The 21,965-nt window shown below is 37.7% G+C and carries 20 protein-coding genes and 2 pseudogenes; 11 read left to right on the top strand and 11 right to left on the bottom strand.

What is annotated here, in order from left to right; genetic code table 11:
• Window positions 1–8 precede the first annotated feature (8 nt).
• The 3 genes from A9996_RS16675 to nhaA all read left to right on the top strand — a co-directional run bounded on the left by A9996_RS16675 (window position 9) and on the right by nhaA (window position 2,876).
• Window positions 9–776 carry a carbonic anhydrase family protein gene (locus A9996_RS16675; protein ID WP_066437808.1) on the top strand — a complete coding sequence of 256 codons (768 nt, stop codon included), beginning with the start codon at window positions 9–11 and terminating at the stop codon, window positions 774–776.
• Window positions 777–893: 117 nt separating this feature from the next.
• A complete protein-coding gene (locus A9996_RS16670) occupies window positions 894–1,553 on the top strand; it encodes a DUF2490 domain-containing protein (RefSeq protein ID WP_066437824.1) in 660 nt (219 codons plus the stop codon).
• A 9-nt stretch (window positions 1,554–1,562) separates the two neighbouring features.
• Window positions 1,563–2,876 (top strand): Na+/H+ antiporter NhaA, encoded by a 1,314-nt coding sequence (gene nhaA, locus A9996_RS16665; protein WP_066437806.1) that lies wholly within the window; start codon window positions 1,563–1,565, stop codon window positions 2,874–2,876.
• A 196-nt stretch (window positions 2,877–3,072) separates the two neighbouring features.
• Here nhaA and A9996_RS16660 read toward each other — a convergent pair whose 3' ends face one another.
• Window positions 3,073–4,806, bottom strand: coding sequence for a M14 family metallopeptidase (locus tag A9996_RS16660; RefSeq protein WP_066437802.1), 1,734 nt, complete (start codon window positions 4,804–4,806; stop codon window positions 3,073–3,075).
• A gap of 102 nt (window positions 4,807–4,908) precedes the next feature.
• Here A9996_RS16660 and ctlX point away from each other — a divergent pair, with 102 nt between their 5' ends.
• On the top strand, window positions 4,909–5,850 hold the full coding sequence (ctlX, locus tag A9996_RS16655; protein WP_066437798.1) for a citrulline utilization hydrolase CtlX: 942 nt from the start codon (window positions 4,909–4,911) through the stop codon (window positions 5,848–5,850).
• Between the two features lie 47 nt (window positions 5,851–5,897).
• On the opposite strand, the gene A9996_RS16650 is transcribed toward ctlX, so the two are convergent.
• On the bottom strand, window positions 5,898–7,961 hold the full coding sequence (locus A9996_RS16650; RefSeq protein WP_066437796.1) for a tetratricopeptide repeat-containing sensor histidine kinase: 2,064 nt from the start codon (window positions 7,959–7,961) through the stop codon (window positions 5,898–5,900).
• Between the two features lie 596 nt (window positions 7,962–8,557).
• Between A9996_RS16650 and argS the strand changes: the two genes are divergently transcribed.
• A complete protein-coding gene (gene argS, locus A9996_RS16645; protein WP_066437795.1) occupies window positions 8,558–10,336 on the top strand; it encodes an arginine--tRNA ligase in 1,779 nt (592 codons plus the stop codon).
• A gap of 75 nt (window positions 10,337–10,411) precedes the next feature.
• On the opposite strand, the gene A9996_RS16640 is transcribed toward argS, so the two are convergent.
• Entirely contained in the window at window positions 10,412–10,945 is a 534-nt protein-coding gene (locus A9996_RS16640; protein ID WP_066437792.1) for a YfiT family bacillithiol transferase, read from the bottom strand.
• A 275-nt stretch (window positions 10,946–11,220) separates the two neighbouring features.
• Between A9996_RS16640 and ffh the strand changes: the two are divergent.
• From ffh to A9996_RS16625, 4 genes and pseudogenes are all read left to right on the top strand, one after another.
• Window positions 11,221–12,548, top strand: a pseudogene (gene ffh, locus A9996_RS16635) (signal recognition particle protein).
• An 80-nt stretch (window positions 12,549–12,628) separates the two neighbouring features.
• A pseudogene (locus A9996_RS19715) lies at window positions 12,629–13,003 on the top strand (four helix bundle protein).
• 41 nt (window positions 13,004–13,044) lie between these two features.
• Window positions 13,045–13,920: a bifunctional 5,10-methylenetetrahydrofolate dehydrogenase/5,10-methenyltetrahydrofolate cyclohydrolase gene (locus tag A9996_RS16630; protein ID WP_066437785.1), complete on the top strand. Its 876-nt coding sequence runs from the start codon at window positions 13,045–13,047 to the stop codon at window positions 13,918–13,920.
• Between the two features lie 26 nt (window positions 13,921–13,946).
• Window positions 13,947–14,678 carry a YwaF family protein gene (locus A9996_RS16625; protein WP_083993999.1) on the top strand — a complete coding sequence of 244 codons (732 nt, stop codon included), beginning with the start codon at window positions 13,947–13,949 and terminating at the stop codon, window positions 14,676–14,678.
• Window positions 14,679–14,734: 56 nt separating this feature from the next.
• Here A9996_RS16625 and A9996_RS16620 read toward each other — a convergent pair whose 3' ends face one another.
• The 8 genes from A9996_RS16620 to A9996_RS16585 form a co-directional block, all read right to left on the bottom strand.
• Window positions 14,735–15,160, bottom strand: coding sequence for a VOC family protein (locus tag A9996_RS16620; protein ID WP_066437779.1), 426 nt, complete (start codon window positions 15,158–15,160; stop codon window positions 14,735–14,737).
• 3 nt (window positions 15,161–15,163) lie between these two features.
• On the bottom strand, window positions 15,164–15,349 hold the full coding sequence (locus A9996_RS16615) for a hypothetical protein (RefSeq protein ID WP_066437778.1): 186 nt from the start codon (window positions 15,347–15,349) through the stop codon (window positions 15,164–15,166).
• Window positions 15,350–15,441: 92 nt separating this feature from the next.
• Window positions 15,442–16,203 carry a 23S rRNA pseudouridine(2604) synthase RluF gene (gene rluF / locus A9996_RS16610; RefSeq protein ID WP_066437775.1) on the bottom strand — a complete coding sequence of 254 codons (762 nt, stop codon included), beginning with the start codon at window positions 16,201–16,203 and terminating at the stop codon, window positions 15,442–15,444.
• An 18-nt stretch (window positions 16,204–16,221) separates the two neighbouring features.
• Window positions 16,222–17,049, bottom strand: a complete 828-nt coding sequence (locus A9996_RS16605; RefSeq protein ID WP_066437771.1) for an alpha/beta hydrolase — start codon at window positions 17,047–17,049, stop codon at window positions 16,222–16,224.
• Window positions 17,050–17,066: 17 nt separating this feature from the next.
• Window positions 17,067–17,435, bottom strand: coding sequence for a cupin domain-containing protein (locus tag A9996_RS16600; RefSeq protein WP_066437768.1), 369 nt, complete (start codon window positions 17,433–17,435; stop codon window positions 17,067–17,069).
• A gap of 175 nt (window positions 17,436–17,610) precedes the next feature.
• Complete coding sequence (locus tag A9996_RS16595) at window positions 17,611–18,582, bottom strand: YitT family protein (RefSeq protein WP_066437765.1); 972 nt, start codon at window positions 18,580–18,582, stop codon at window positions 17,611–17,613.
• Between the two features lie 19 nt (window positions 18,583–18,601).
• Window positions 18,602–19,156, bottom strand: coding sequence for a hypothetical protein (locus A9996_RS16590; RefSeq protein WP_066437762.1), 555 nt, complete (start codon window positions 19,154–19,156; stop codon window positions 18,602–18,604).
• Window positions 19,157–19,217: 61 nt separating this feature from the next.
• The gene (locus A9996_RS16585; RefSeq protein WP_428838891.1) at window positions 19,218–20,693 is read right to left on the bottom strand and encodes a helicase HerA-like domain-containing protein; all 1,476 of its coding nucleotides are present in this window, start codon (window positions 20,691–20,693) and stop codon (window positions 19,218–19,220) included.
• A 128-nt stretch (window positions 20,694–20,821) separates the two neighbouring features.
• On the opposite strand from A9996_RS16585, the gene A9996_RS16580 reads away from it, so the two are divergent.
• Window positions 20,822–21,268: a RidA family protein gene (locus A9996_RS16580; RefSeq protein ID WP_066437758.1), complete on the top strand. Its 447-nt coding sequence runs from the start codon at window positions 20,822–20,824 to the stop codon at window positions 21,266–21,268.
• 55 nt (window positions 21,269–21,323) lie between these two features.
• Window positions 21,324–21,956: a 7-carboxy-7-deazaguanine synthase QueE gene (locus tag A9996_RS16575; protein WP_066437753.1), complete on the top strand. Its 633-nt coding sequence runs from the start codon at window positions 21,324–21,326 to the stop codon at window positions 21,954–21,956.
• Window positions 21,957–21,965: the final 9 nt, after the last annotated feature.

Below are 21,965 nucleotides of genomic sequence, written 5' to 3'. Positions count from 1 at the left end.
GCGCAAAAATGAAAACAATCAAAACTACACTATTCCTATCACTACCAATTTTATTTAGTACAGTGATGCTTTTTTCCTGCAAAGAGACACCTAACACCATGGAAGACACAGCAGCTGTTAATGAGCCTATTGAGAGTCCGGAAGTGACCCGCGTCATGACAAAGGAGGATCAAGATAACCTTACACCACAAATGGTTATTGATGATTTTAAGGCTGGCAACGAACGCTTTGTTAATCAACAAACTACAAATCGTAATCACGGAGAACAGATACGAAAGACCGCACTGGCACAATATCCAAAGGCAATTGTGCTAAGTTGTGTGGACAGCCGCGTACCGGTTGAAGATTTATTTGACCAAGGTATTGGCGATGTTTTTGTTGGCCGTGTTGCAGGTAACTTTGTAAACGAAGATTTGCTGGGAAGCATGGAATTTGCAACCAAAGTAGCTGGAGCCAAACTTGTGGTTATCTTGGGTCATAAATACTGTGGTGCAGTGAAAGGCGCCATTGATAACGCTCAACTGGGCAATTTGACGGCAATGTTAGAAAATATAAAGCCTGCAGTAAAAGCTGTTGAGGAGCCACAAGACCAAGCGATCCGAAATTCAAAAAACGAAGATTTTGTTGAAGCGGTTTCTGACGAAAACGTACGTCTTAATATTGAAAAAACACTTGCACAAAGTCCCGTATTGGCAGAAATGCAAGAAAAAGGTGAAATTAAGATAGTCGGGGCAACCTATGATTTGTCCAACGGGAAAGTTATCTTTTTTGAATAATTGAAATTTAAGAGTGGTCATAATATGCATTGCCTTTGGCATAGTTTATTTAGCATATGGACCACTCTTTTTTTTGTCATTAATTTAAATATGAAACAACCTTCACAACATTTAAAAATGAAGAAACACTTTTTTTTATTGGCTTTGCTCTTGCCGTTTTTGGCGATTGGCCAAGACAGTAATTTTGGAAACTGGATGATTTATTTCGGGAATAAAAAAATAGACAACAAATGGAACTGGCACCATGAAGTGCAATATCGAAACTACAACGCCGTTGGCGATCTTGAGCAACTTTTGCTGCGCACAGGCCTAGGTTATAACTTAACCGAAAATAACAACAACCTGCTGTTGGGTTACGGCTATATTTTAAGTGAAAACTATTTGGGTGCAAGCGACGAAAAAAATTCTGTCAATGAGCATAGAATTTACCAACAGTTTATCACTCGGCAGCAAATAAGCCGAGTCGCCGTTCAACATAGGTACCGGTTTGAACAGCGCTTTGTGGAAGACGATTTTAAACTTCGTTTCCGCTATTTCTTGGGACTTAACGTGCCTTTGAATAATGCTGAAATTGTTGATAAAACAATTTACCTTTCGGCCTATAATGAAATTTTTCTCAATACGCAAAACAACGTTTTTGATAGAAACCGTCTTTTTTCTGGCTTGGGTTACAAACTCAACAAAGCCCTAAAGTTTGAAATTGGGTATATGAACCAATTTCTTGCTGGAGGAAAAAATCGAGATCAATTAAACCTTATTACATTTTATAATTTTTAAATTTAATTTATGTTAGCCAACAAAATCTTAACACCTCTCCAAAAATTCACTAAAATTGAAAGCTTTAGTGGCATATTATTGATCATTGCTACTGTTATCGCGCTAATTTGGGCAAATTCTCCCTTCTCAGATAGCTATGTTGCTTTGTGGAATAGTAAAGTAGGGTTTAGCTTTACAGGTTTTGAACTTTACAAACCCTTGTTGTTATGGATTAATGATTTGCTCATGGCCATTTTCTTTTTTGTGATAGGTCTGGAGATAAAGCGTGAGTTTTTGATTGGCGAGCTGAACACCACCAAAAAGCTGGTGTTCCCTCTGGTAGGAGCTTTAGGTGGTATGATCTTGCCAGTCGTATTGTTTGTAGTCATTAACCAAAATCCTGAAACAGCTAAAGGTTGGGGTATCGCCATGGCTACTGATATAGCCTTTGCGCTGGCAATTTTAAAATTACTTGGCGATAAGGTCCCGATGGCCCTCAAAATTTTTCTTACTGCCTTTGCTATTATTGACGATATGGCAGCTGTACTTGTCATTGCTATTTTTTACAGTGGCAATATAGAAATAGTAATGCTTGTAATTGCTGTAGGACTTTTGGCAATACTTTATTTTCTTGCCTATAAGGGTGTTTACTCAAAGTTTGTTTTGATTGTAGTGGGCGCTATGGTGTGGTTTTTATTTTTGAAGAGCGGATTGCATCCTACAATTGCCGGAGTGTTATTGGCATTTTCTGTTCCATTGAGACAAAACATTAATACGACAACCTTTGTGACGTCATTAAATGCAATTTTAAATAACATAAAAAATAATCCTGAAAAATCAATTCCAGTACTTTCTAAAATACAGATTCAGGAAATCGACAATCTTGAAGACTGGACAACAAAATACCAATCGCCATTACAGCATTTGGAACACCGCTTGCACAACTGGGTAGCCTATTTTATAATTCCGGTATTTGCCTTGGCCAACGCAGGAGTAGTGTTGAATACAGAAATTTCGTTAGACCAGGCGCTCATTATTACAATAATCATCTGTTTAGTTGTAGGAAAGAGCATCGGTATTACCTCTTTAATTTTTCTGGCAAAAAGACTGCGCTGGATTGCAATTCCAAAAGCAATAAATATGCGCCATATAGTGGGGGTTTCCTTTATTGCAGGGGTAGGTTTTACGATGTCTATTTTTATTGCAAGTCTTGCTTTTGCTAGTAGGCCTGAATATCTTGACTCTGCCAAAATAGGCATCCTCATTGGGTCCTTAACCTCAGCCTTGATTGGTTATTTTATCTTGGCAAGTAACTCAAATAAAAAACCACATCCTATAAAGTAATACTTAAACATCACTCTATTTAGACATTGGTTTTTGTGGGATTCTAAATACTAATCCATAAGTCCTGTTCTACTATGACCAACGTGAAACGATCTCGTATCACTATGAAATGTCTTCACTGAAATGTTCCAAAAATCAAATATAATCTGATTGGCATATTTTGACATAATTTTCATTGAGGGGGGCAAGCCCAACTTTATTTTACCCTATACACCGGATATTGCAAATGCGCCTTCTCATAGTTAGGACTCTGCTTGTGTAACCAATCCAATTGGGCGTACCAGCTATTTGCAAAGTCTGGTTCTGCTTTCTTTTTGGCTTCGAAAGCTGTTTTTAGATCGGCATTTTTGAGTAATAATTCGGCAGCCATATCTTCCCAAACATAAGGAGAAAATCCTTCTTTTTGTTGTAAAATGGTATCGAAAAAATTCCAGTTAAAAAATGAATCTGACGCTTGTGGTTCCAAAGTCTCCAATAAGTATCTCAAAGCATTTTGGTCTGTTGCAATGTAGTAATCACCTTTTTTGAATGTAAGTTCCTGTTGTGAAGCGCTTACATTAGTGTTGTAATGTTGATAATGTCCTTCGTAAGCTTGGTTGCGGGTTTGATAACTGTCAATTTTATAGCTTTCAACGGTAATTGTGGTGTCTCTTTCAAGAACTCTCATTGCAACCTGATTTAGTTGTAATAAATCAATAACATTCCACCAACCTTGGGGAATGATATAGGCTTCAGGAATCATAACTTCATTGGTGGGTTTGAAATAATTTTGATACGCTACCTCCTTTGTAAAGGGTTTGCTTCGGTCATATTTCAATCGGTTGTTTTCGGTTATGGTACTCGGCATCATTTTACCTTCGTAACCTTTAAATTTTAGTGTGGAAGATTTGGTGGTATCAACAGCCCAATTTAACGCATAAATTTTGGAGGCTTGAAATTGTTTTAGCGCATCACTGCGCAAATTTTTAATTTTTTCGTGGTCTCTTTCCATGATGTCCAACATGGTTTTCATCAGTTCATAAGTGCCTTCTACACGGGGTTTATAAGGTTTGAGCATGTGGGTTTCTACCATCATGCCTAAAGTGCTGAATAACGCCGTATAGCCTGTGGAATAACGTGGCGAATCATAAAACTGGCTAAAGCCAGCTTCTGGTACTTCATTAAAAACATTGACGTAAGGTGTAATGTCCCAATTTTTTGTCGCTAATTTTTGCTCCAGACTCGGCATCATTTCTGTATGAAGATAGTTTCCTAAATTACCACCCAGTTTGTTGTGTTGCGTAAACAGATGGGTAAGCGTGTATTGATAATCGGCGCCATTGCTCACATGATTATCAATAAAAACCGCTGGCTGCACCAAATGATAAATTTGGGTAAATGTGCGTGCGTTTTTGCTGTCTGCTTTTATAAAATCTCTGTTCAAATCATAGTTTCTGGCGTTGCCTCTAAAACCATACGCTTTTGGCCCATCCTGATTTGTGCGTGAGGTAGAATTTCTATTTAAACTGCCTCCAACATTATAAATAGGGATCGTTACTAAAACTGTGTGTTTGGGCATTTCAATTTTACCCAGTGCCAAATCTCTGAACAAAAGCATCGTTGCATCAATGCCATCAGGTTCTCCTGGATGGATGCCATTATTGATCAGCATAATTTGCTTAGAGTTTCTAATAGTTTCAAAGTTGAAGATTTGATCTGGGTTAAAGGTGGCGATATGCAACGGTTTTCCAGAATCGGTCATGCCCAAACTGTCCAACTGAATTTGAGGAAATGCATCTGCTAAAAGTTTATAATAGGCAATAACGTCGTGATAAGTTGCCGTTTCAAGTCCGTTGCTCTTTTCAAAAACTGTAAGTAAGTCATTGGATGGTTTTTTGTTTTGGGCAATTACAGAAAGGCTTATAGAAAAAATGAGAAAGAAGGTTTTCATCAAAAATAATTTTCGGTTTTAAACTGTGGACAATTAATCGTGGTTTAGCTTCCAAACTTAATCAATTTAAACTAGTTTTGCGGGCATAAAATGAACTAGAATATGCACCAAACCACAAACACAATTTTAATGATTCGTCCTGTAAATTTTAGGATGAATGAGCAAACAGCAGTAAACAATTATTTTCAGGAAGATTTGGATTTGAAGAACTCTGAAATTAATAAAAAAGCACAGGATGAATTTGATGCCTTTGTTGAAAATCTTAGGGCTGTTGGTGTTAATGTGATTGTGGAAGAGGACGATAAATTGAATGACACTCCAGATTCAATTTTTCCTAACAATTGGGTGAGTTTTCATGAAAATGGTGATGTAGCGCTCTATCCTATGTTTGCTGAAAACCGAAGAAAAGAACGTCGTGAAGAATTGCTGACACGTCTGGAAGAGGAAGGTTTTGAAATCAACAATATTGTCGATTACACAAGTGCCGAAGAAGACCATATATTTTTGGAAGGTACGGGAAGTATTTTACTTGATCGTCCTAATGGAAAGGCGTATTGTGCCTTGTCAGCAAGAGCAGATGAAGAGTTGTTTATTGAATTTTGTGAAGATTTCGATTATTTTCCGGTTATTTTCACAGCATTTCAAACCGTTGATGAGCAGCGTTTGCCTATCTACCACACCAATGTAATGATGTGTTTGGCAGAAACCTTTGCCGTTATTTGTCTCGATAGCATTGATGACAAAAAGGAACGCAAAAATGTTGTGGAACACCTCAAAAAAGACGGGAAAGAAGTGATTGCAATTACTGAAGCGCAAATGCAGCAGTTTGCCGGTAATATGTTGCAGATAAGAGGTGCTGATGACAAACGTTATTTGGTCATGAGTAAAGCCGCACACGAAAGTTTGACCAGTAATCAAATTGCAAAGCTATCCATGCATTGTGCTATTTTGTATAGTGATTTAGAAACTGTAGAAACCTGTGGTGGTGGCAGTGCCCGTTGTATGATGGCAGAAGTCTTTTTGCCGAAAGTAAGTAGAAATTGAAATAGACGTTGAAACTGAATACGAAATTTTTAACCGCAAATCATCTTTTATTTTTGCGCAGTCGTTTTTGTTTTTGGAAGCTCCACGTAGAATTTGGTACCCACATTGGGAGTGCTTTCTACCCAAATACGCCCGTTGTTAAGTTCTACCAATTCTTTACAGATGGTCAAACCTAAACCAGTGCCTTTTTCATTTTGGGTGCCAATTGTAGTATAATTATTATTTTGAAAGAGTTTGCCCAAGTTCTCTCTTGAAATACCCACCCCGGTGTCTTCCACACATATCAGTGAATTGCCATTGTAATCTTTATTAGAAACGGTGATAACGTCGCCCACTCGACTAAACTTGACAGCATTGGTAATCAAATTTTGAATGATGATTTCTACCATACTCTTATCGGCATAGATGAATTCACGTTGGGATTCATCAATAATCACAATGCGCTTTTGCTCTATTTTTTGTTCCACCAATTGAAGTTTGCTTCTGAAAATATCTTGGATGTTGAAAAGTTCAGGGCTGGGTTCCAAATTTTGCATTTGAGATTTGGACCAATTTAAAAGGTTGAATAATAACAAGGAGGCATTATTGGCGTTTTCACTCAGCTCAGGGATCAGCTCATTAAATTCATCTTTGCTAATGCTGTCTTCTTGCAGTAAATCTAAAAACCCTTTAATGGATGAAATAGAATCTTTCAAATCATGTGAAACGATAGAGAATAAACGGTCTTTTACCTTGTTAATTTCCTCCAGATGATGCGTCTGTTCTGAAAAAGCGTCGTTTTGAAGTTGGATCTGTTTGTTCTTTTCCTCGAGCTCCTGCGTGTATTTAATGGTGCTTTTTCTTTTCAGATAAATCAATAGTAAAAAAGTCAAAACCCCTAAAAATGCCACCACCAATCCGTAGGATAGAAGTTTTAAGTTTTCAACCTGCTTGGTATTGGTGATTAAATCGTTATCAGATGAAAGAAGAGGCGCCTCATTAACTGCTTCAATTGTGAATGACTCTTCAATAGAGTCTGTATTTACGGGGAGTTTGGGTTGATTTTCGAGATATAGAAGTTGCTTTAAACTAAAATACTCACGTTGCCAACGGTAAGCACCTTCAAACTTGCCTTTGGTGGAATCTAACGCCATTAACAACTTGTAGTTTTTTAATAGCTCTTCATTATTTTTTGTATTTTTTGCCAGTTCATGCGCCTCATAAATTTGGCTTTCTGCAAGTCGGGTTTTATTTTGGGCAAGATTCAGGGAGCCAATGGAGTTAAGAGCTCTTAAAATTCCTTCTTTATCTTTGATAGTTCTATTGTACTTTAAACCTTCCACCAAATATTGAGCAGCCTTGTTGTAATCTTTAAATTTCAAGTATTCATCACCAATGCGTGGCAAAACCTCACCTCTTAGGGATTGATCGGTTTTTGGGTTGAGCATAGCCAAAACATCTTCATAATACTCAATGGCCTTTCGGTGTTCTTGGCGCTTAGAATATAATGCGGCTATGTTTTTGGTGGACGTTTTAATACCAGAGCTATCCCGTAGTCGCTCTCTCATATTGAGCGCCTTCAAATTAAATTCAAGCGCCTTATCTATTTGATGGGTGTTGTAATAGGCTTCCGCCAGATTGTTATAGGCTATGCTCAGATCTTCATAAAGATTTCGATCTTCAAATATCTTAATGGCAGATAATGAATGGATCAATCCGGTACTGTAATTTCCTCTTTTGATTTCTAAAAGGCCAATGCTGTTGCTTACTTTAGCAATTCCTAGCGTGTCATCAAGTTCCAGGTATATCTTTTTAGATTTATTGAAATGATCCATGGCATTGAAGTAATCATTTCTATTGGCATAAATTAGGGCTTTATAGTAGTTGGCCTCTGCAACACCTTTACTGTAATTTATAGATACTGAAAGTTGTTCGGTTTCCGAAATGTAGGAGAGTGCTTTTTGGTGATCTTCAGCTTTGTAAAGCGCTTTGATGAGATGGATAGACGTATCTACTTTGGAAGAATCCTGCTTTTGATACGCTAATTGTATAGCAAGACTGTCTATCTCTTTGGTTTGGGCATGACCATAGAAGACAGCAAAAAACGCAGCTAAGGCAATTAACCGTTTCATTTTTTGTGCAATTAGTTATAAATTGTAATGTTGATGTGATTAGAGCTTGCCTTGAGGGAGAGGAGAGGCACGTTCACAAAATACAATAACAATACTGTTAAGGATTCTTTACTAAGATGTATCAACGTTTTTCGGACCTTGATTAATAGCTCCACCAAAAATGAATAAAAGGCTATTAGAAAGCTAATTTTTAGGTTTTAATGCTTAAAAATTAGTTAAAGTGAAAGCTGATTTTTATTGACAAAATAAGATATCCGATGAAAGGCACATATCTCAGAAAAACGACGCTTTTGCCGATGAAATGCACACTGCTGGACAAGATCATGAATTATTTATTTAGACGACTAAAAGTGAGTAGATTATGAAATATTGATACTTAGACTTTTGATGACGTCCTAATAAAAATAGTAATAAACTTATATATCGATGAGACATTCTACCATCTGATACATCGCAATCATATCTCTGATATCGCAATCATATCTGAAAAGTTTCGAAAGCGTTCTGAATCTCATGGAAGTTGCACAATTATACAGCTTTGCCAGATCAAAATTTTAATTAAAATCCTATCTTTGCAAACTTAAATTGAACACAAGATGAACCTTCAGGAAAGCTTATCACATCAGGTAAAAAAAGCAGTATTAGACATTTTTGGCGCTACGTTGCAGTCAGTAGAATTACAATCTACCCGTAAAGAATTTGTGGGCGATATCACGGTCGTGATTTTTCCGATGCTACGTGTTGTAAAAGGAAATCCTGTTCAAATTGGGGATCAAATTGGTCAATTTCTTTTAGACCACCTTGATGAGGTAAAGTCTTTTAATGTGGTTAAAGGATTTTTAAATATTGAAATTGATCCTGTTCATTATCTGAATATTTTTGAAACAATCAAGGATCAAGACACGTTTGGGTTTGTAGCCTCCAAACCCGGAGAAAAGGCTATTATGGTGGAGTATTCTTCTCCAAACACCAATAAGCCATTGCATTTAGGACATGTCAGAAATAACTTGTTGGGTTACAGTGTGGCTGAAATTTTGAAGGCTTCCGGTAAAAAAGTATACAAAACGCAAATTATCAATGACAGAGGGATCCATATTTGTAAGAGCATGTTGGCTTGGAAACGTTTTGGAAATGAAGAAACCCCAGAAAGTTCAGGACTGAAAGGTGATAAACTTGTTGGGAATTACTACGTTACATTTGATAAAGAATATAAAAAGGAAATTCAGGCCTTACTTGATCAGGGAAAAACTGAAGAAGTCGCCAAAAAAGAAGCGCCTATTCTAATTGAAGCCCAACAAATGCTTCAAAAATGGGAAGCGGGCGATTCAGAAACTGTGGCACTTTGGGAAACAATGAACGCTTGGGTTTACAAAGGTTTTGATGAAACCTATAAAAACTTAGGCGTCGATTTTGACAATCTCTATTATGAAAGCCAAACCTATCTTTTAGGAAAGGAGTTTGTGGCTGAAGGCTTAAAATCAGGTATCTTTTTTGAAAAAGAAGACGGCTCCGTTTGGTGCGATTTGACGGCAGATGGCCTGGATGAAAAAATCGTTCTAAGATCTGACGGGACTGCGGTCTATATGACGCAGGATATCGGTACTGCCATTCAACGTGTCAAGGATTTTCCTGACGTGGGCGGGATGGTTTATACCGTGGGCAACGAACAGGAATACCATTTTCAGGTCTTGTTTTTGATCATCAAGAAACTCGGTTTTGAATGGGCGAAAAATTTATTCCATTTAAGTTATGGAATGGTCGATTTGCCTTCCGGAAAAATGAAGAGTAGAGAAGGGACTGTTGTAGATGCTGATGATCTGATTCTTGAAATGGCGCAAACTGCAGAAGAAATTTCTGAAGAATTGGGCAAGTTAGACGGCTATTCTGACCCGGAAAAAGCAGAGCTTTACAAAGCTATTGGTCTGGGAGCCTTAAAATATTATATTTTAAAAGTGGATCCAAGAAAACGAATTCTGTTCGACCCTAAGGACTCTATCGATTTTCAAGGTAATACCGGACCATTCATTCAATATACCTACGCCAGAATACAATCCATCTTAAGAAAAGCAGATGCCAATGCCCAATTGGATATAACGTCTATAGAGCTTCATGAAAAGGAAAAAGAATTGATCAAACAATTATTATTATTTCCTGAAGTCATTCAAAATGCGGCTGATAATCACAGCCCTGCTTTGGTGGCAAACTACACGTATGACTTGGTAAAGGAGTTCAATTCATTTTATCAAAATGTCTCTATTCTTGGTGCTGAAAATGATAATGAAAAGGCTTTTAGAGTCGCTTTGTCTAATAAAGTTGCCGTTACCATTAAAAATGCCTTTGGTCTATTAGGTATTGATGTTCCTGAGCGCATGTAATTTCCAAGTAGTTGTGATCCAAACGTTAAGTAATTACCGTTGCTTTTCTTGAATTCATTGTTTTGAAAAACTGTTTTATGACATTAAAGCTTGTCTTATGTGGGCAAGATGATGGTTGCCGTGCCATGCATACATTCCAACGGCTTCATCGAGTCTAAACCGCTTTCCATGTGCGGGATGGATATATACACGACCTAAATCTTCTTCAGAGAGATTTTTTAGCAACAGTCCGAATTTTGAATGTAGCCCTTTTAAAATATATAAGGAGTCTACGGTTGAATCCGTAAGACCGTCAACCAGATTAGCCCATTTGTCTTCATGATAAGGTTTTATGATTGGAGCGTCTTCAGTAAGCGCAAGTTTAAATCGGATTAGAGCATTCATGTGACTATCCGCACAATGATGCACCACTTGCTTAACCGTCCAGCCATTTGGTCTATAGGATAAATTGAGGTTTGCAGTAATTAAAGGGATAATCAACGTTTCAAGATGTTGTGGAAATGCTTCGATCTCAGAGATCCATGATTTTAAAATTTGGGAGTCAATAATATCAGGTGCTTCAAATTTCCCTATGGGGTATTTTAGTTTTTCAAGTGCTTCGTTAGTCATATTTTTAAGGATATAGATTCTCAATTAACAGTCTACAGAAATAGCATGTTTAAGGTAAAGATAGATAAATTAGTTTTTAATAGCCATCGACAATTCTGATGGGGATTAATTTCACCTTCAACAATTAATAATTGTTATTCAGATCTCCTTATCCCTTTAAAGTAAATTTATTATATCCTTAGGTTTTATTAATAGACATCAAATATGTAAATTTGCAACTCAAAATTTAATTTCTTGCAGACAGAAGATGGCTGCAAACTGAAGACTGAAAACATATGTTTAATAATTTAAGTGAAAAGTTAGATAAAGCCTTGCACGTCCTCAAAGGACATGGAAGTATTACAGAAGTCAATGTTGCTGAAACTTTAAAGGAAGTCCGCAGAGCGTTGTTGGATGCCGATGTTAACTTTAAAATAGCCAAAGAATTTACCAATACTGTTAAGGAAAAGGCACTGGGTCAAAATGTATTGACCAGTTTGCAACCTGGGCAGTTGATGGTGAAGTTGGTGAAGGATGAGCTTACTGAACTTATGGGTGGTGACGCTGAAGGTCTTAATCTTTCAGGCACCCCGAGTATCATTTTGATGTCTGGTTTGCAAGGTTCTGGTAAAACAACCTTTTCCGGAAAGCTTGCCAATTTTCTTAAAAACAAAAAACAAAGAAACCTCTATTGGTAGCCTGTGATGTGTATCGTCCAGCGGCTGTTGATCAATTACATGTGGTAGGAGATCAAATCAATGTTGAGGTATATAGTGATAAAGGAAATACAGATCCTGTAGCCATTGCAAAGGCAGGTATTGCCCACGCCAAAGCAAACGGTCATAATGTGGTTATTATAGATACCGCGGGACGTTTGGCTGTTGATGAGGCGATGATGACCGAGATTGCGAATATACGCGATGCCATTCAGCCCCAAGAAACCTTATTTGTGGTAGATGCCATGACAGGTCAAGATGCGGTCAATACTGCAAAAGCCTTTAATGACGTTTTAAATTTTGACGGGGTTATCCTTACCAAATTAGATGGTGATACCCGAGGTGGTGCGGCTATTTCTATTAAATCTGTAGTCAATAAACCCATAAAGTTTATTGGTACAGGTGAAAAAATGGAAGCCATTGACGTGTTCTATCCATCACGTATGGCCGATCGTATTTTGGGGATGGGAGATGTGGTGTCTCTTGTTGAACGTGCCCAAGAGCAATTTGATGAAGACGAAGCGCGCAAGCTTCAAAAGAAAATCGCTAAAAATCAATTTGGGTTTGATGATTTCTTGAAGCAAATTCAGCAGATCAAAAAAATGGGGAATATGAAAGACCTTATGGGCATGATTCCGGGCGCCGGAAAAATGATGAAGGATATTGATATTGATGACGACGCTTTTAAAGGTATCGAAGCCATCATCCATTCCATGACACTGCAGGAAAGAACCAATCCATCAATTATAAACGCAAGTAGAAAGAAACGTATTGGGAAAGGTTCAGGGACTTCTGTTCAAGAAGTGAATCAGCTTCTGAAACAATTCGACCAAATGAGTAAAATGATGAAGATGATGCAAGGTGGCAAAGGCAAAGCGATGATGCAAGCCATGCAGGGGATGAAGTAGTTGGCAGTCCTCAGTTGGCAGTCTTCAGTCTTCAGTCGCAGTCGCGTTCATCAGTCTCATTCACAGTAAAAGAGTTAAGTATGGTTTTTAAGAAATTAATAGCGTATAAAAAATCATTTGATTTAGGTATGGCTATTTATAACATTTCAAAATCCTTTCCAAAAGAAGAAACTTAAGCTTTAACTGATCAAATTAGAAGAAGCTCTCGTTCTGTTTCTGCCAATATTGCAGAGTCCTATCGAAAGAGAAGATATCCCAGACATTTTATCAGCAAATTAACAGATGCTGATGGCGAAAATTCTGAAACAAGTCTATGGTTGGATTAGGCCTTTGCTTGTGGCTATTTGATAAGGGAAGATTTTAAAAAATTGGAAAAAGAAGTAATTGAAATAGGAAAGTTGATTAATTATATGATTAATAATCCTGATAAATTTGCAGTGAAACCAGAAGAGTGAGCAACTGAAAACTGGCACTGCGACTGTAAACTAATAAGAATATGACAATTCTAGACGGGAAAAAAGTAAGCAACGACATTAAAAATGAAATTGCAGAGGAGGTAAGGAAAATGAAGGAGAACGGCGAAAAAGTGCCACATCTTGCTGCGATAATTGTTGGTAACGATGGGGCTAGTTTGACCTATGTAGCCAGTAAAGTTCGAGCTTGTGAGCGTGTTGGATTTGACTCTACTATGGTCCGCTTGTCCAATACCACGAGTGAAATAGAGTTGTTGGACAAAATTCAAGAATTGAACGAAAATCCAGATATTGACGGGTTTATTATTCAATTGCCTTTACCAAAACAAATCGATACCCAAAAAGTTCTTTTGTCTGTAAACCCTGATAAAGATGTTGACGGATTTCATCCTATGAACTTCGGAAGAATGGCTTTAGATATGTCTACTTTTATTCCTGCAACACCTTTTGGGATCTTGGAATTACTAGATCGTTATGGCGTTGAAACCCAAGGGAAGCATACGGTTGTTATTGGCCGTAGCCATATTGTTGGCAGGCCCATGAGTATTTTGATGGGAAGAAAAGGATTTCCAGGAAATTCAACCGTGACCTTAACACACAGTCATACCAAAAACATCACACAAATCACCTCACAAGCAGATATTATTATTTCTGCCCTTGGCGTTCCAAATTTTTTAAAGGCCGAAATGGTGAAAGATGGTGCAGTTATCATTGACGTTGGCATTACCCGAGTTCCTGATGATACTACTGAAAAAGGTTATATTATTACTGGCGATGTTGATTTTGAAAACGTCAGTAAGAAAGCTAGCTTTATCACCCCTGTTCCTGGTGGTGTTGGTCCTATGACGATTGCCATGTTGCTTAAAAATACATTGTTGGCTAGAGAACGTCAAATGTAAACTTCATTAATGGCAAAGAGGGTCTTATGCACATTTTACTTATAACAGTGCTTTTAACTATGGAACGTGTGTCTATGGGAAGTGCGGAACATTGGATTCCTGTGCTTATCGCGCTTGTTTTGGGAAGTGGTTTAGTAGTCTACGCAAAGCAGAAACTGAATAAAAAAAATCAAGAACTTCTCATACATATTTTTGCCATCGGAATTTCTTTGACGGTGATTACCTTTCATCTACATAAATTTATTTTTGAAACCTATGATGTGCGGAAGGATCTGCCTTTGTATTTGTGCAGCCTCTTAGGCATATTAATACCTATCTTCACATGGTGCCGCAAGTATTGGATGTATGAAATTCTAGTGTTTTGGATTATTGCAGGCACGCTTCAAGGAATCATTACACCAGATATCGCAACCGGTTTTCCCACATTTGATTACCTCAGATATTGGGCAGTGCATTTAGGACTTTTTATAATTATAATTTACGCCACGTTTGTATTTGAGATGAGACCCAATTTTAAGAGCGTGTTCAAATCATTTTTTGCCCTTCAAGTTTACGTTTTAGGAATGGTGGTCATTAATTTTATACTGGACGCCAATTATTTCTATCTCAATCAAAAACCCAAATCGGCATCTTTGTTGGATTATTTTGGAGAATGGCCGCTGTATATTATCGTTGTTCAACTGATATTGATTCCATATTTCCTAATCATCTACTTGCCCTTTTATGTAGTTCAGAAGCGTACTGCACTAAAAGGATAAATTACCAGCATAAACTTTATTAGACTGCTAACATTCTTTAAAATGTAATGGCAATTCTATTTGGCAAATAGTTGATTAAGGTCTTTGAACGCCTTAAATTCTAGTGCGTTTCCTGACGGATCCTTGAAAAACATTGTGGCTTGTTCTCCAACCTGACCCTCAAAACGGATATAAGGTTCAATAATAAAGGCAACACCTTTGGCGCTTAGATTTTTTGCAAAATCCTGAAACACTTTCCACGGCAATACAACACCATAATGAGGTACAGGAACATCTTTCCCATCAACACTGTTGGTGTGCGCGTCTTCAGCAGATTGTGCTTTATAATGAATGACCAATTGATGCCCAAAGAAGTTAAAGTCTACCCAATGGTCAGAGCTTCTGCCTTCATCACAGTTTAAGATGTCTTTGTAAAAAGTTCTGCATTCCTGAAGATTGTGAACAGGAATGGCGATGTGAAATGGTGATAATTCTGAAGTCATAACTTACGCTGTTGGTTCGTCTTTTCTATATTTTAACATGGAAACACCTGCTAAGAAAAAAACACCACCCAAAATGGTTAGTGCCCATGGACTTAATGAGGTGAAGTTATTTCCGAAAATTCCTAATACACCTAAAACTAAGGCAATCATTCCACCAATGGTTAAGATTAATGCTAAGATTCTGATCATAAACTATTATTTGAGGTTTAAAATTAACATTATTTAATTACGGATTTTAAAATGTGCCAAGAAAATCCGGTAAATATGATTATAAATCTTCATTAATGGCTTTTTCTTCTACTTGCGCGTGGTACATCAATCATCTGTTTAGGTGAATCTTCCAAAAGCTGGTTCAAATCTTTAAATTCAGATTCAGTCAATTCCCGATAGGTGCCAAGCGGCATATCCAATTTGATGTTCATGATCCGGACGCGTTTTAGAGCTTGTACTTCATAATCTAAATATTCGCACATTCTCCGAATTTGTCTGTTAAGTCCTTGGGTTAAAATAATCCTGAACTCGTAAGTGCCCAGTTTTTCAACGGTGCATTTTTTACTGATGGTATCTAAAACAGGGACGCCGTTGGACATGCGTTCAACAAATGTTTGGGAAATAGGTTTATCAACCGTAACGATGTATTCTTTTTCATGATTATTACTGGCTCTCAATATCTTGTTTACAATATCGCCATCATCTGTCAAGAGAATCAATCCTTCACTAGGTTTATCCAAACGGCCAATGGGGAAGATGCGCTTTGGATACTTGATAAAATCAATAATATTATCCTTTTCAACCCGCGTGTCTGTGGTGCAAACAATGCCTATGGGCTTATTGAAAGCTAAATAGACAAACCCCTCCTTGGTGTCCTTAATGGGTTTCCCATCTACATGAACAACATCGGTTTCTGAAATTTTTGTACCCATTTCAGGAACTTTTCCGTTAATGGTGACACGTCCTGCTTCAATGAGTTTGTCTGCTTCACGGCGTGAGCAATAGCCAACTTCACTTAAATATTTATTAATACGTTTTAGATTTTCTTCCATAACACAAAGATAACGGTTTTAAGCACCAATAAAAGCGTAAATATGATCAGCAACAGTAGCGTCATTTAAAGAATGTCCTAATCCTTTGGTTGTAATGAGCCGACTATTTTTAAAGCTGTTTTTTAAAAGTAGGGCGTCGTTATACGGTATGATGCGGTCATCTTGGTCATGAATAATTAAGCCTTCAGATTGAATAGTTTCAAGAAATCTAGCAGTAGAAAATGTGTCTGCAGGACTGCCAAAACGTTCATGAATGGTCAGTTGCAATTGAGAAACAATACGTTGGTTGTAACCCAACATATCGGTATAGCGCTTCATGACGTCCTGAAATTCAGAAGGCGCTCCCAATAGAACAATCTTTTTTAAGTTTGCAGACTGGTATTTGTGCTGAAAAAGGGCAGATGCCATACCACCTACGGAATGGCCGATAATGATATCTGGAGAAAAACGTTTGGCCACCACATTAATAAATTCAGAATACAAAATGGCATTGAACACTTTGCTTCCAGATTTACCATGGGCAGGAGCGTCTAAAGCAATCACATTATACCCTCGATTTTTGAGCTCTATAATCAGTTTTTTCCAACGTGCAGCGTTGCTTTCCCAACCATGGGTCAATAAAATGGTTTGTTTTGAGCCAAGCCATCGGTAGGTCATGATGTGATCATTTTCATACTTCAACTCCTCTTGATAGGCGGTATGTAAAAAATCATATTGTTCCTCGTTTAATCTGCCAGCGCGCGGTTTGGTGAACAAATACAACGCTTTATCTGCTGCATAAGGTTTTGAAATGTAACTCAGCGCGTTGTAATAGGTTCCAATTAATGCAATAAGAATGTCCTTCATTAAGATTTGGATACAGGTTAGTCTTCTCTGTTTACGAGATCCATTGAAAACGCTGGGAGACAAATAGCAAGGTAGTGGCAAGGTTCAGTATACGGATTTGAATACTGAACTCTCGTGTTTTTTTGAATTTTTATAGATTCGCCAGCAGATAAAATAACGGTTTCGTTTTCAATAATAAATTGTTTTTTGCCACTGATGATAAATGTATATTCATCAAATTCCGGTGTTTGAAAAGGTTCGCTCCAACCCGCTGGGGCAATCATGTGTGCTATGCTGAGTTGCGAGTTGCCATCAGAAGCCCCTCCAAAATGTTCTCTTATAATCTTTCCGTCGGTTGTGGGAACAACAAAGGGCGATGTTTGAATTGTGTAGCGTTTGCTAGCCATAAATGCTTGATTTATTTAATTTTCAGTCTTCAGTCTTCAGTCTTCAGTCCTCAGTCTTCAGTCCTCAGTCTTCAGTCTTCAGTCTTCAGTCTTCAGTCTTCAGTCAACGGTCATCAGTCAACAGTCATCGGTCCTCGGTCTTCAGTCAACGGTCCTCGGTCCTCGGTCAAATCGATCACTTCAAAGGTTTCCTTTTAATCATTCCGCCTCTGATGTCTTTTACCAGACCCATGATAATAAAGGCACTTTCGTCAATTTTATCTATTTCAGTATGCAATTTTGCCAGTTCAAGTCTGGTCACTACGGTATAAATAATGTCCTTGTCATAACTACCGCTAGGTTCTCCAAAACCACCTTTACCAGCATAAATGGTGCATGCGCGTCTTAATTTTTCAATAATCATAATTCGGAGTTCTTCATGCTTATCTGATATGATAGTCACGCCAACATACTCTTCAACACCATCAACTACAAAATCAACAGTTTTCGCTGCCGATAAATATGTTAGAATTGCGTAAAGCGCAATTTCTAAGGATAGCACATACGCCCCGAATGAAAAAATGATAATGTTGATTAAAAGAAGGACGTCGCCAATGGTTATAGAAAGTTTTTTACTGAGCCAAATGGCCAATACTTCTGTACCGTCAATCACACTGCCGCCACGCATGGCCATCCCTATTCCAAATCCTAAAAAGAACCCTCCAAAAACAGCAATCAACAACGGATCTTGTGTGATGATGGGATACTCTACATAATGCACCACAATAGCCAATATGGCAATTGAAACAATGCTTCTCAAAGCAAACTTTACATTAAATGTTTTTGCAGCAAGAATTAAAAAAGGAATGTTGACTAAGATCAATAAATAACTCAAGTTAATTTGAGTCATATTTTCCAGAAGTAGAGAAATACCCGTGGCACCGCCGTCAATAAAACGATTGGGTAGCAAAAACCCCTTCAAACCAAAGCCTGCGGAAAACACCCCAATGATCACATAGATATAATCCTTGATGCCATGTTTGATTTCAACTTTAATCCGTCGTGCTAAAGGGAGGATTTGTTTATTACTAAGTGTTGCAGATGAATTTTTTGACTCAAGTTTTCTTCGAGCAATCGCAATTAATATTTTTGAAAAAAATGAACTCATCTTTTATTTTTTAACAGGTTTAATTCCAGTAAATGAAAAAATATTTAACTTTAGCATTATCAGGAATTTGGGACGCTTCAATAGATAGGTTTCTATCAAAACGCAAATTAGCTGGCAGCTCTTTTTTATCTATCGTAAAAGCGGCATTGATATCATCAACACTAACCACTATGGAATTGATGAGGTTGTCAATTTTTGAAATCTCATAGGCATCCTGTATCTCCTTAAAAGTGCTTGCTGTTGAAATTCCTTTTTCGGTTTTATAACGCGCATCTAATATCCGAACACTGCTAAATGCTGCAGTAGAATCAGCCCTTTTTTCGGGTGACAAACTTAATAGTGCAGTTCCATCTTTGTCATACACATCTATATTATTGATGTTTCTAGTGAATTCGTCACCACCGATGTAATTGACAATGGAATCGTTTTCAAATATCAGTTTCAAATCCTTGACTTGGGTAGAATCTGTCAAGCTACCAATGTTCTGTTTTTGAATCAAGAGAGGGTCTTGATCTTTTCCACAACTGGTTACTAAAAGTGACAATAGAGCAATGTAAATAAGAGGTTTGTGCATTGTAAGTTTTTTTTATAGATCTGCTAAAGCAGAATTTTTGTTTTAATTAATGACTATATGATCAACGTTTGTTTTTCATAACTATGGATAGAATACCAAAAACGCTTCTAATAAATGTTGCGCTCGTGAGTACTTTTATGACAGGATTCATTGCGGTACTGCGCTGTGTGGTGGGGTTTCTTTGTTGGGATTGCGCCTTTTTTAAATCTTCAAGTTCCTGTTTTGCTTTTTCTTGGGCTTCATCAGCTTCTGCCATTTCAATTTTCCGGTTAAGCATTTCATATGCACTGTCTCGGTCAATGGCGGTATTGTATTTTTTAACCAATTTTGACTTAGATAATAAAGCGGATAATTCATTAGGGTTCAAAACATCCATACGACTCATAGGCGCGCGCATCATAGTGGCTGCCAAGGGTGTTGGTTTGCCCTTTTCATCTAGGGCGCTTACCAAAGCTTCACCAGTACCTAATGAGGTTAACACACTTGCAGTATCATAATAATCGGTATCAGGATAATTTTGTGCTGTAAGTTTAATGGCTTTTCTGTCATTTGCAGTAAAAGCTCTTAAGGCATGTTGGACTTTCAATCCCAATTGACTTAACACGGCTTCAGGCACATCTGTAGGGTTTTGGGTTACAAAATAAATGCCGACGCCTTTACTTCTAATAAGTTTAACAATGCTTTCAATTTGATTGAGGAGCGCTTTTGAGGCTTCATTGAAAATCAAATGGGCTTCATCAATAAATAAAATAAGTTCTGGTCTGCCGGTATCACCTTGTTCAGGAAGGGTGGCATATATTTCTGCCAAGAGACTCAACATAAAGGTCGAGAATAATTTTGGACGGTCCTGAATGTCTGTCAACCGGAGAATATTGATATAGCCTCTGCCGTTGTCGTCAATCCTGAGTAAATCGTTCACTTCAAATGAGGTTTCACCAAAAAATAAATCGGCGCCTTGTTGCTCAAGCTCTACTATTTTTCTGAGAATGGCACCTGTTGAAGACGTAGAAATTCGGCCATAAGAATCTTCAAATTCTTGTTTGCCCTCTTGCGTGGTATATTGTAAAATCTTTTTAAAATCCTTTAAATCCAAAAGTGGCATTTTATGGTCGTCACAGTATTTAAAAATAACTGCGACAATACCAGATTGTGCTTCTGAGAGATCAAGAATACGGGACAAAAGCACGGGGCCAAATTCGCTGACCGTGGCCCTCAATCGGACGCCATCCTGCTCAGATAAGGTCAAAATTTCAACAGGAAAAGCTTTCGACTCAAAGGGGATACCGATTTTGGTATGACGTTCCTCAATTTTTGGATGTCCTAGGCTAGGTTCTGCTAACCCGCTCAAATCACCTTTAATGTCCATCAACAATACAGGAATCCCTTTCTCAGATAGATTTTCTGCTAAAACCTGTAATGTTTTTGTTTTGCCAGTACCGGTGGCGCCGGCAATAAGTCCGTGCCTGTTTAAAGTTTTTAAAGGGACATTAACAAAAGCGTCGGTTATGGTTTCGCCATCCAACATAGCTGCTCCCAAAGTAATGAACTCACCTTTATTGGTATTTCCCTCTTGAATGTGTTTAAAAAAATCGTCCTTTTTGGTCCATTAATTTAAAATTTTGCATAAAAATAAGTGTAATTTTATTCAAGTTTAAAAGATAAAAAATGAAACTTAAATCTGTGGTGGCTATCACTTTTCTTACGATATTCCTCATGGGGTGCAAACCGTCTTCAAATGCTATTATTTTTCATAAGTCTCATGAGCCAAAAAAACAAGGCGCACCTTTTAGTGATGTGGTTGAGAGTCATGGTTTTTTATTTTTAAGCGGACAAGTAGGGATGGACCACAACACGCGCACTTTGGTTGAAGGTGGAATTGAGGCGGAAACCAAGCAGTGTATTGAGAATATCAAGGCTGTTTTAGAACATCATGGCTCCTCACTTGATAAGGTTATTAAGTGCACCGTGATCTTGAGAAATATTGACGATTTTGCAGCATTCAATACCATTTATGAAGACTATTTTCCTAATAAACCTGCACGAACAACCTTTGCTGCAAGCGGACTAGCCGTCAATGCTAGCATAGAAATTGATGTGATTGCCTCTAAATAAAAACTTCTATTATCTGGCTTCCAACTTCTAACATTATGAAGTATCTTTGCACGCTATGACGAAAAGCGAAAAACAAGAATTGATAGCTCAAGGGCTCCTGCTACCATTGATGGAGGAATTTTACACCATTCAAGGAGAAGGGTTCCATAAAGGAACGGCAGCTTATTTTATAAGGCTTGGCGGTTGCGATGTGGGATGTCATTGGTGCGATGTTAAAGAGAGTTGGAATGCTGAATTGCATCCCCCAACAATGGCAGATGTTATTGTTGACCATGCCACAAAATACAGTAAAACAATTGTGATTACTGGTGGCGAACCTTTAATGTGGAATATGGATCCATTGACCTCTAAATTAAAGGAGAACGGATTGCAGATACATATTGAAACTTCTGGTGCCTATCAATTAACAGGTACCTGGGATTGGATTTGCTTGTCACCCAAAAAATTAAAGCTTCCTACTGAAGAGGTTTATGAAAAGGCAAACGAATTAAAAGTGATCGTCTATAACAAAGATGATTTTAGATTTGCTGAAGAGCAAGCTGCCAAGGTCAATAAGGATTGCATATTATATTTACAGCCAGAATGGAGCAAACGCGATAAGGTAGTTCCTGAAATTGTGGACTATGTGATGGCCAATCCAAAATGGAAAGTCTCCTTACAAACCCATAAATATTTAAATATTCCATAAAAAANAAGA

Source organism: Gelidibacter algens, from assembly GCF_001678675.1.
GTDB classification, from domain to species: Bacteria; Bacteroidota; Bacteroidia; order Flavobacteriales; family Flavobacteriaceae; genus Gelidibacter; species Gelidibacter algens.
The sequence above is the reverse complement of the archived record's forward strand: the minus strand, read 5'-3'. Positions and strand labels throughout refer to the sequence as shown.

Excerpts from the sequence above, each read along its gene's own strand:
- A9996_RS16675 (WP_066437808.1), top strand. The coding sequence starts at position 9 with ATGAAAACAATCAAAACTACACTATTCCTATCACTACCAATTTTATTT.
- A9996_RS16670 (WP_066437824.1), top strand. The coding sequence starts at position 894 with ATGAAGAAACACTTTTTTTTATTGGCTTTGCTCTTGCCGTTTTTGGCG.
- nhaA (WP_066437806.1), top strand. The coding sequence starts at position 1,563 with ATGTTAGCCAACAAAATCTTAACACCTCTCCAAAAATTCACTAAAATT.
- A9996_RS16660 (WP_066437802.1), bottom strand. The coding sequence starts at position 4,806 with ATGAAAACCTTCTTTCTCATTTTTTCTATAAGCCTTTCTGTAATTGCC.
- ctlX (WP_066437798.1), top strand. The coding sequence starts at position 4,909 with ATGCACCAAACCACAAACACAATTTTAATGATTCGTCCTGTAAATTTT.
- A9996_RS16650 (WP_066437796.1), bottom strand. The coding sequence starts at position 7,961 with ATGAAACGGTTAATTGCCTTAGCTGCGTTTTTTGCTGTCTTCTATGGT.
- argS (WP_066437795.1), top strand. The coding sequence starts at position 8,558 with ATGAACCTTCAGGAAAGCTTATCACATCAGGTAAAAAAAGCAGTATTA.
- A9996_RS16640 (WP_066437792.1), bottom strand. The coding sequence starts at position 10,945 with ATGACTAACGAAGCACTTGAAAAACTAAAATACCCCATAGGGAAATTT.
- A9996_RS16630 (WP_066437785.1), top strand. The coding sequence starts at position 13,045 with ATGACAATTCTAGACGGGAAAAAAGTAAGCAACGACATTAAAAATGAA.
- A9996_RS16625 (WP_083993999.1), top strand. The coding sequence starts at position 13,947 with ATGCACATTTTACTTATAACAGTGCTTTTAACTATGGAACGTGTGTCT.
- A9996_RS16620 (WP_066437779.1), bottom strand. The coding sequence starts at position 15,160 with ATGACTTCAGAATTATCACCATTTCACATCGCCATTCCTGTTCACAAT.
- A9996_RS16615 (WP_066437778.1), bottom strand. The coding sequence starts at position 15,349 with ATGATCAGAATCTTAGCATTAATCTTAACCATTGGTGGAATGATTGCC.
- rluF (WP_066437775.1), bottom strand. The coding sequence starts at position 16,203 with ATGGAAGAAAATCTAAAACGTATTAATAAATATTTAAGTGAAGTTGGC.
- A9996_RS16605 (WP_066437771.1), bottom strand. The coding sequence starts at position 17,049 with ATGAAGGACATTCTTATTGCATTAATTGGAACCTATTACAACGCGCTG.
- A9996_RS16600 (WP_066437768.1), bottom strand. The coding sequence starts at position 17,435 with ATGGCTAGCAAACGCTACACAATTCAAACATCGCCCTTTGTTGTTCCC.
- A9996_RS16595 (WP_066437765.1), bottom strand. The coding sequence starts at position 18,582 with ATGAGTTCATTTTTTTCAAAAATATTAATTGCGATTGCTCGAAGAAAA.
- A9996_RS16590 (WP_066437762.1), bottom strand. The coding sequence starts at position 19,156 with ATGCACAAACCTCTTATTTACATTGCTCTATTGTCACTTTTAGTAACC.
- A9996_RS16580 (WP_066437758.1), top strand. The coding sequence starts at position 20,822 with ATGAAACTTAAATCTGTGGTGGCTATCACTTTTCTTACGATATTCCTC.
- A9996_RS16575 (WP_066437753.1), top strand. The coding sequence starts at position 21,324 with ATGACGAAAAGCGAAAAACAAGAATTGATAGCTCAAGGGCTCCTGCTA.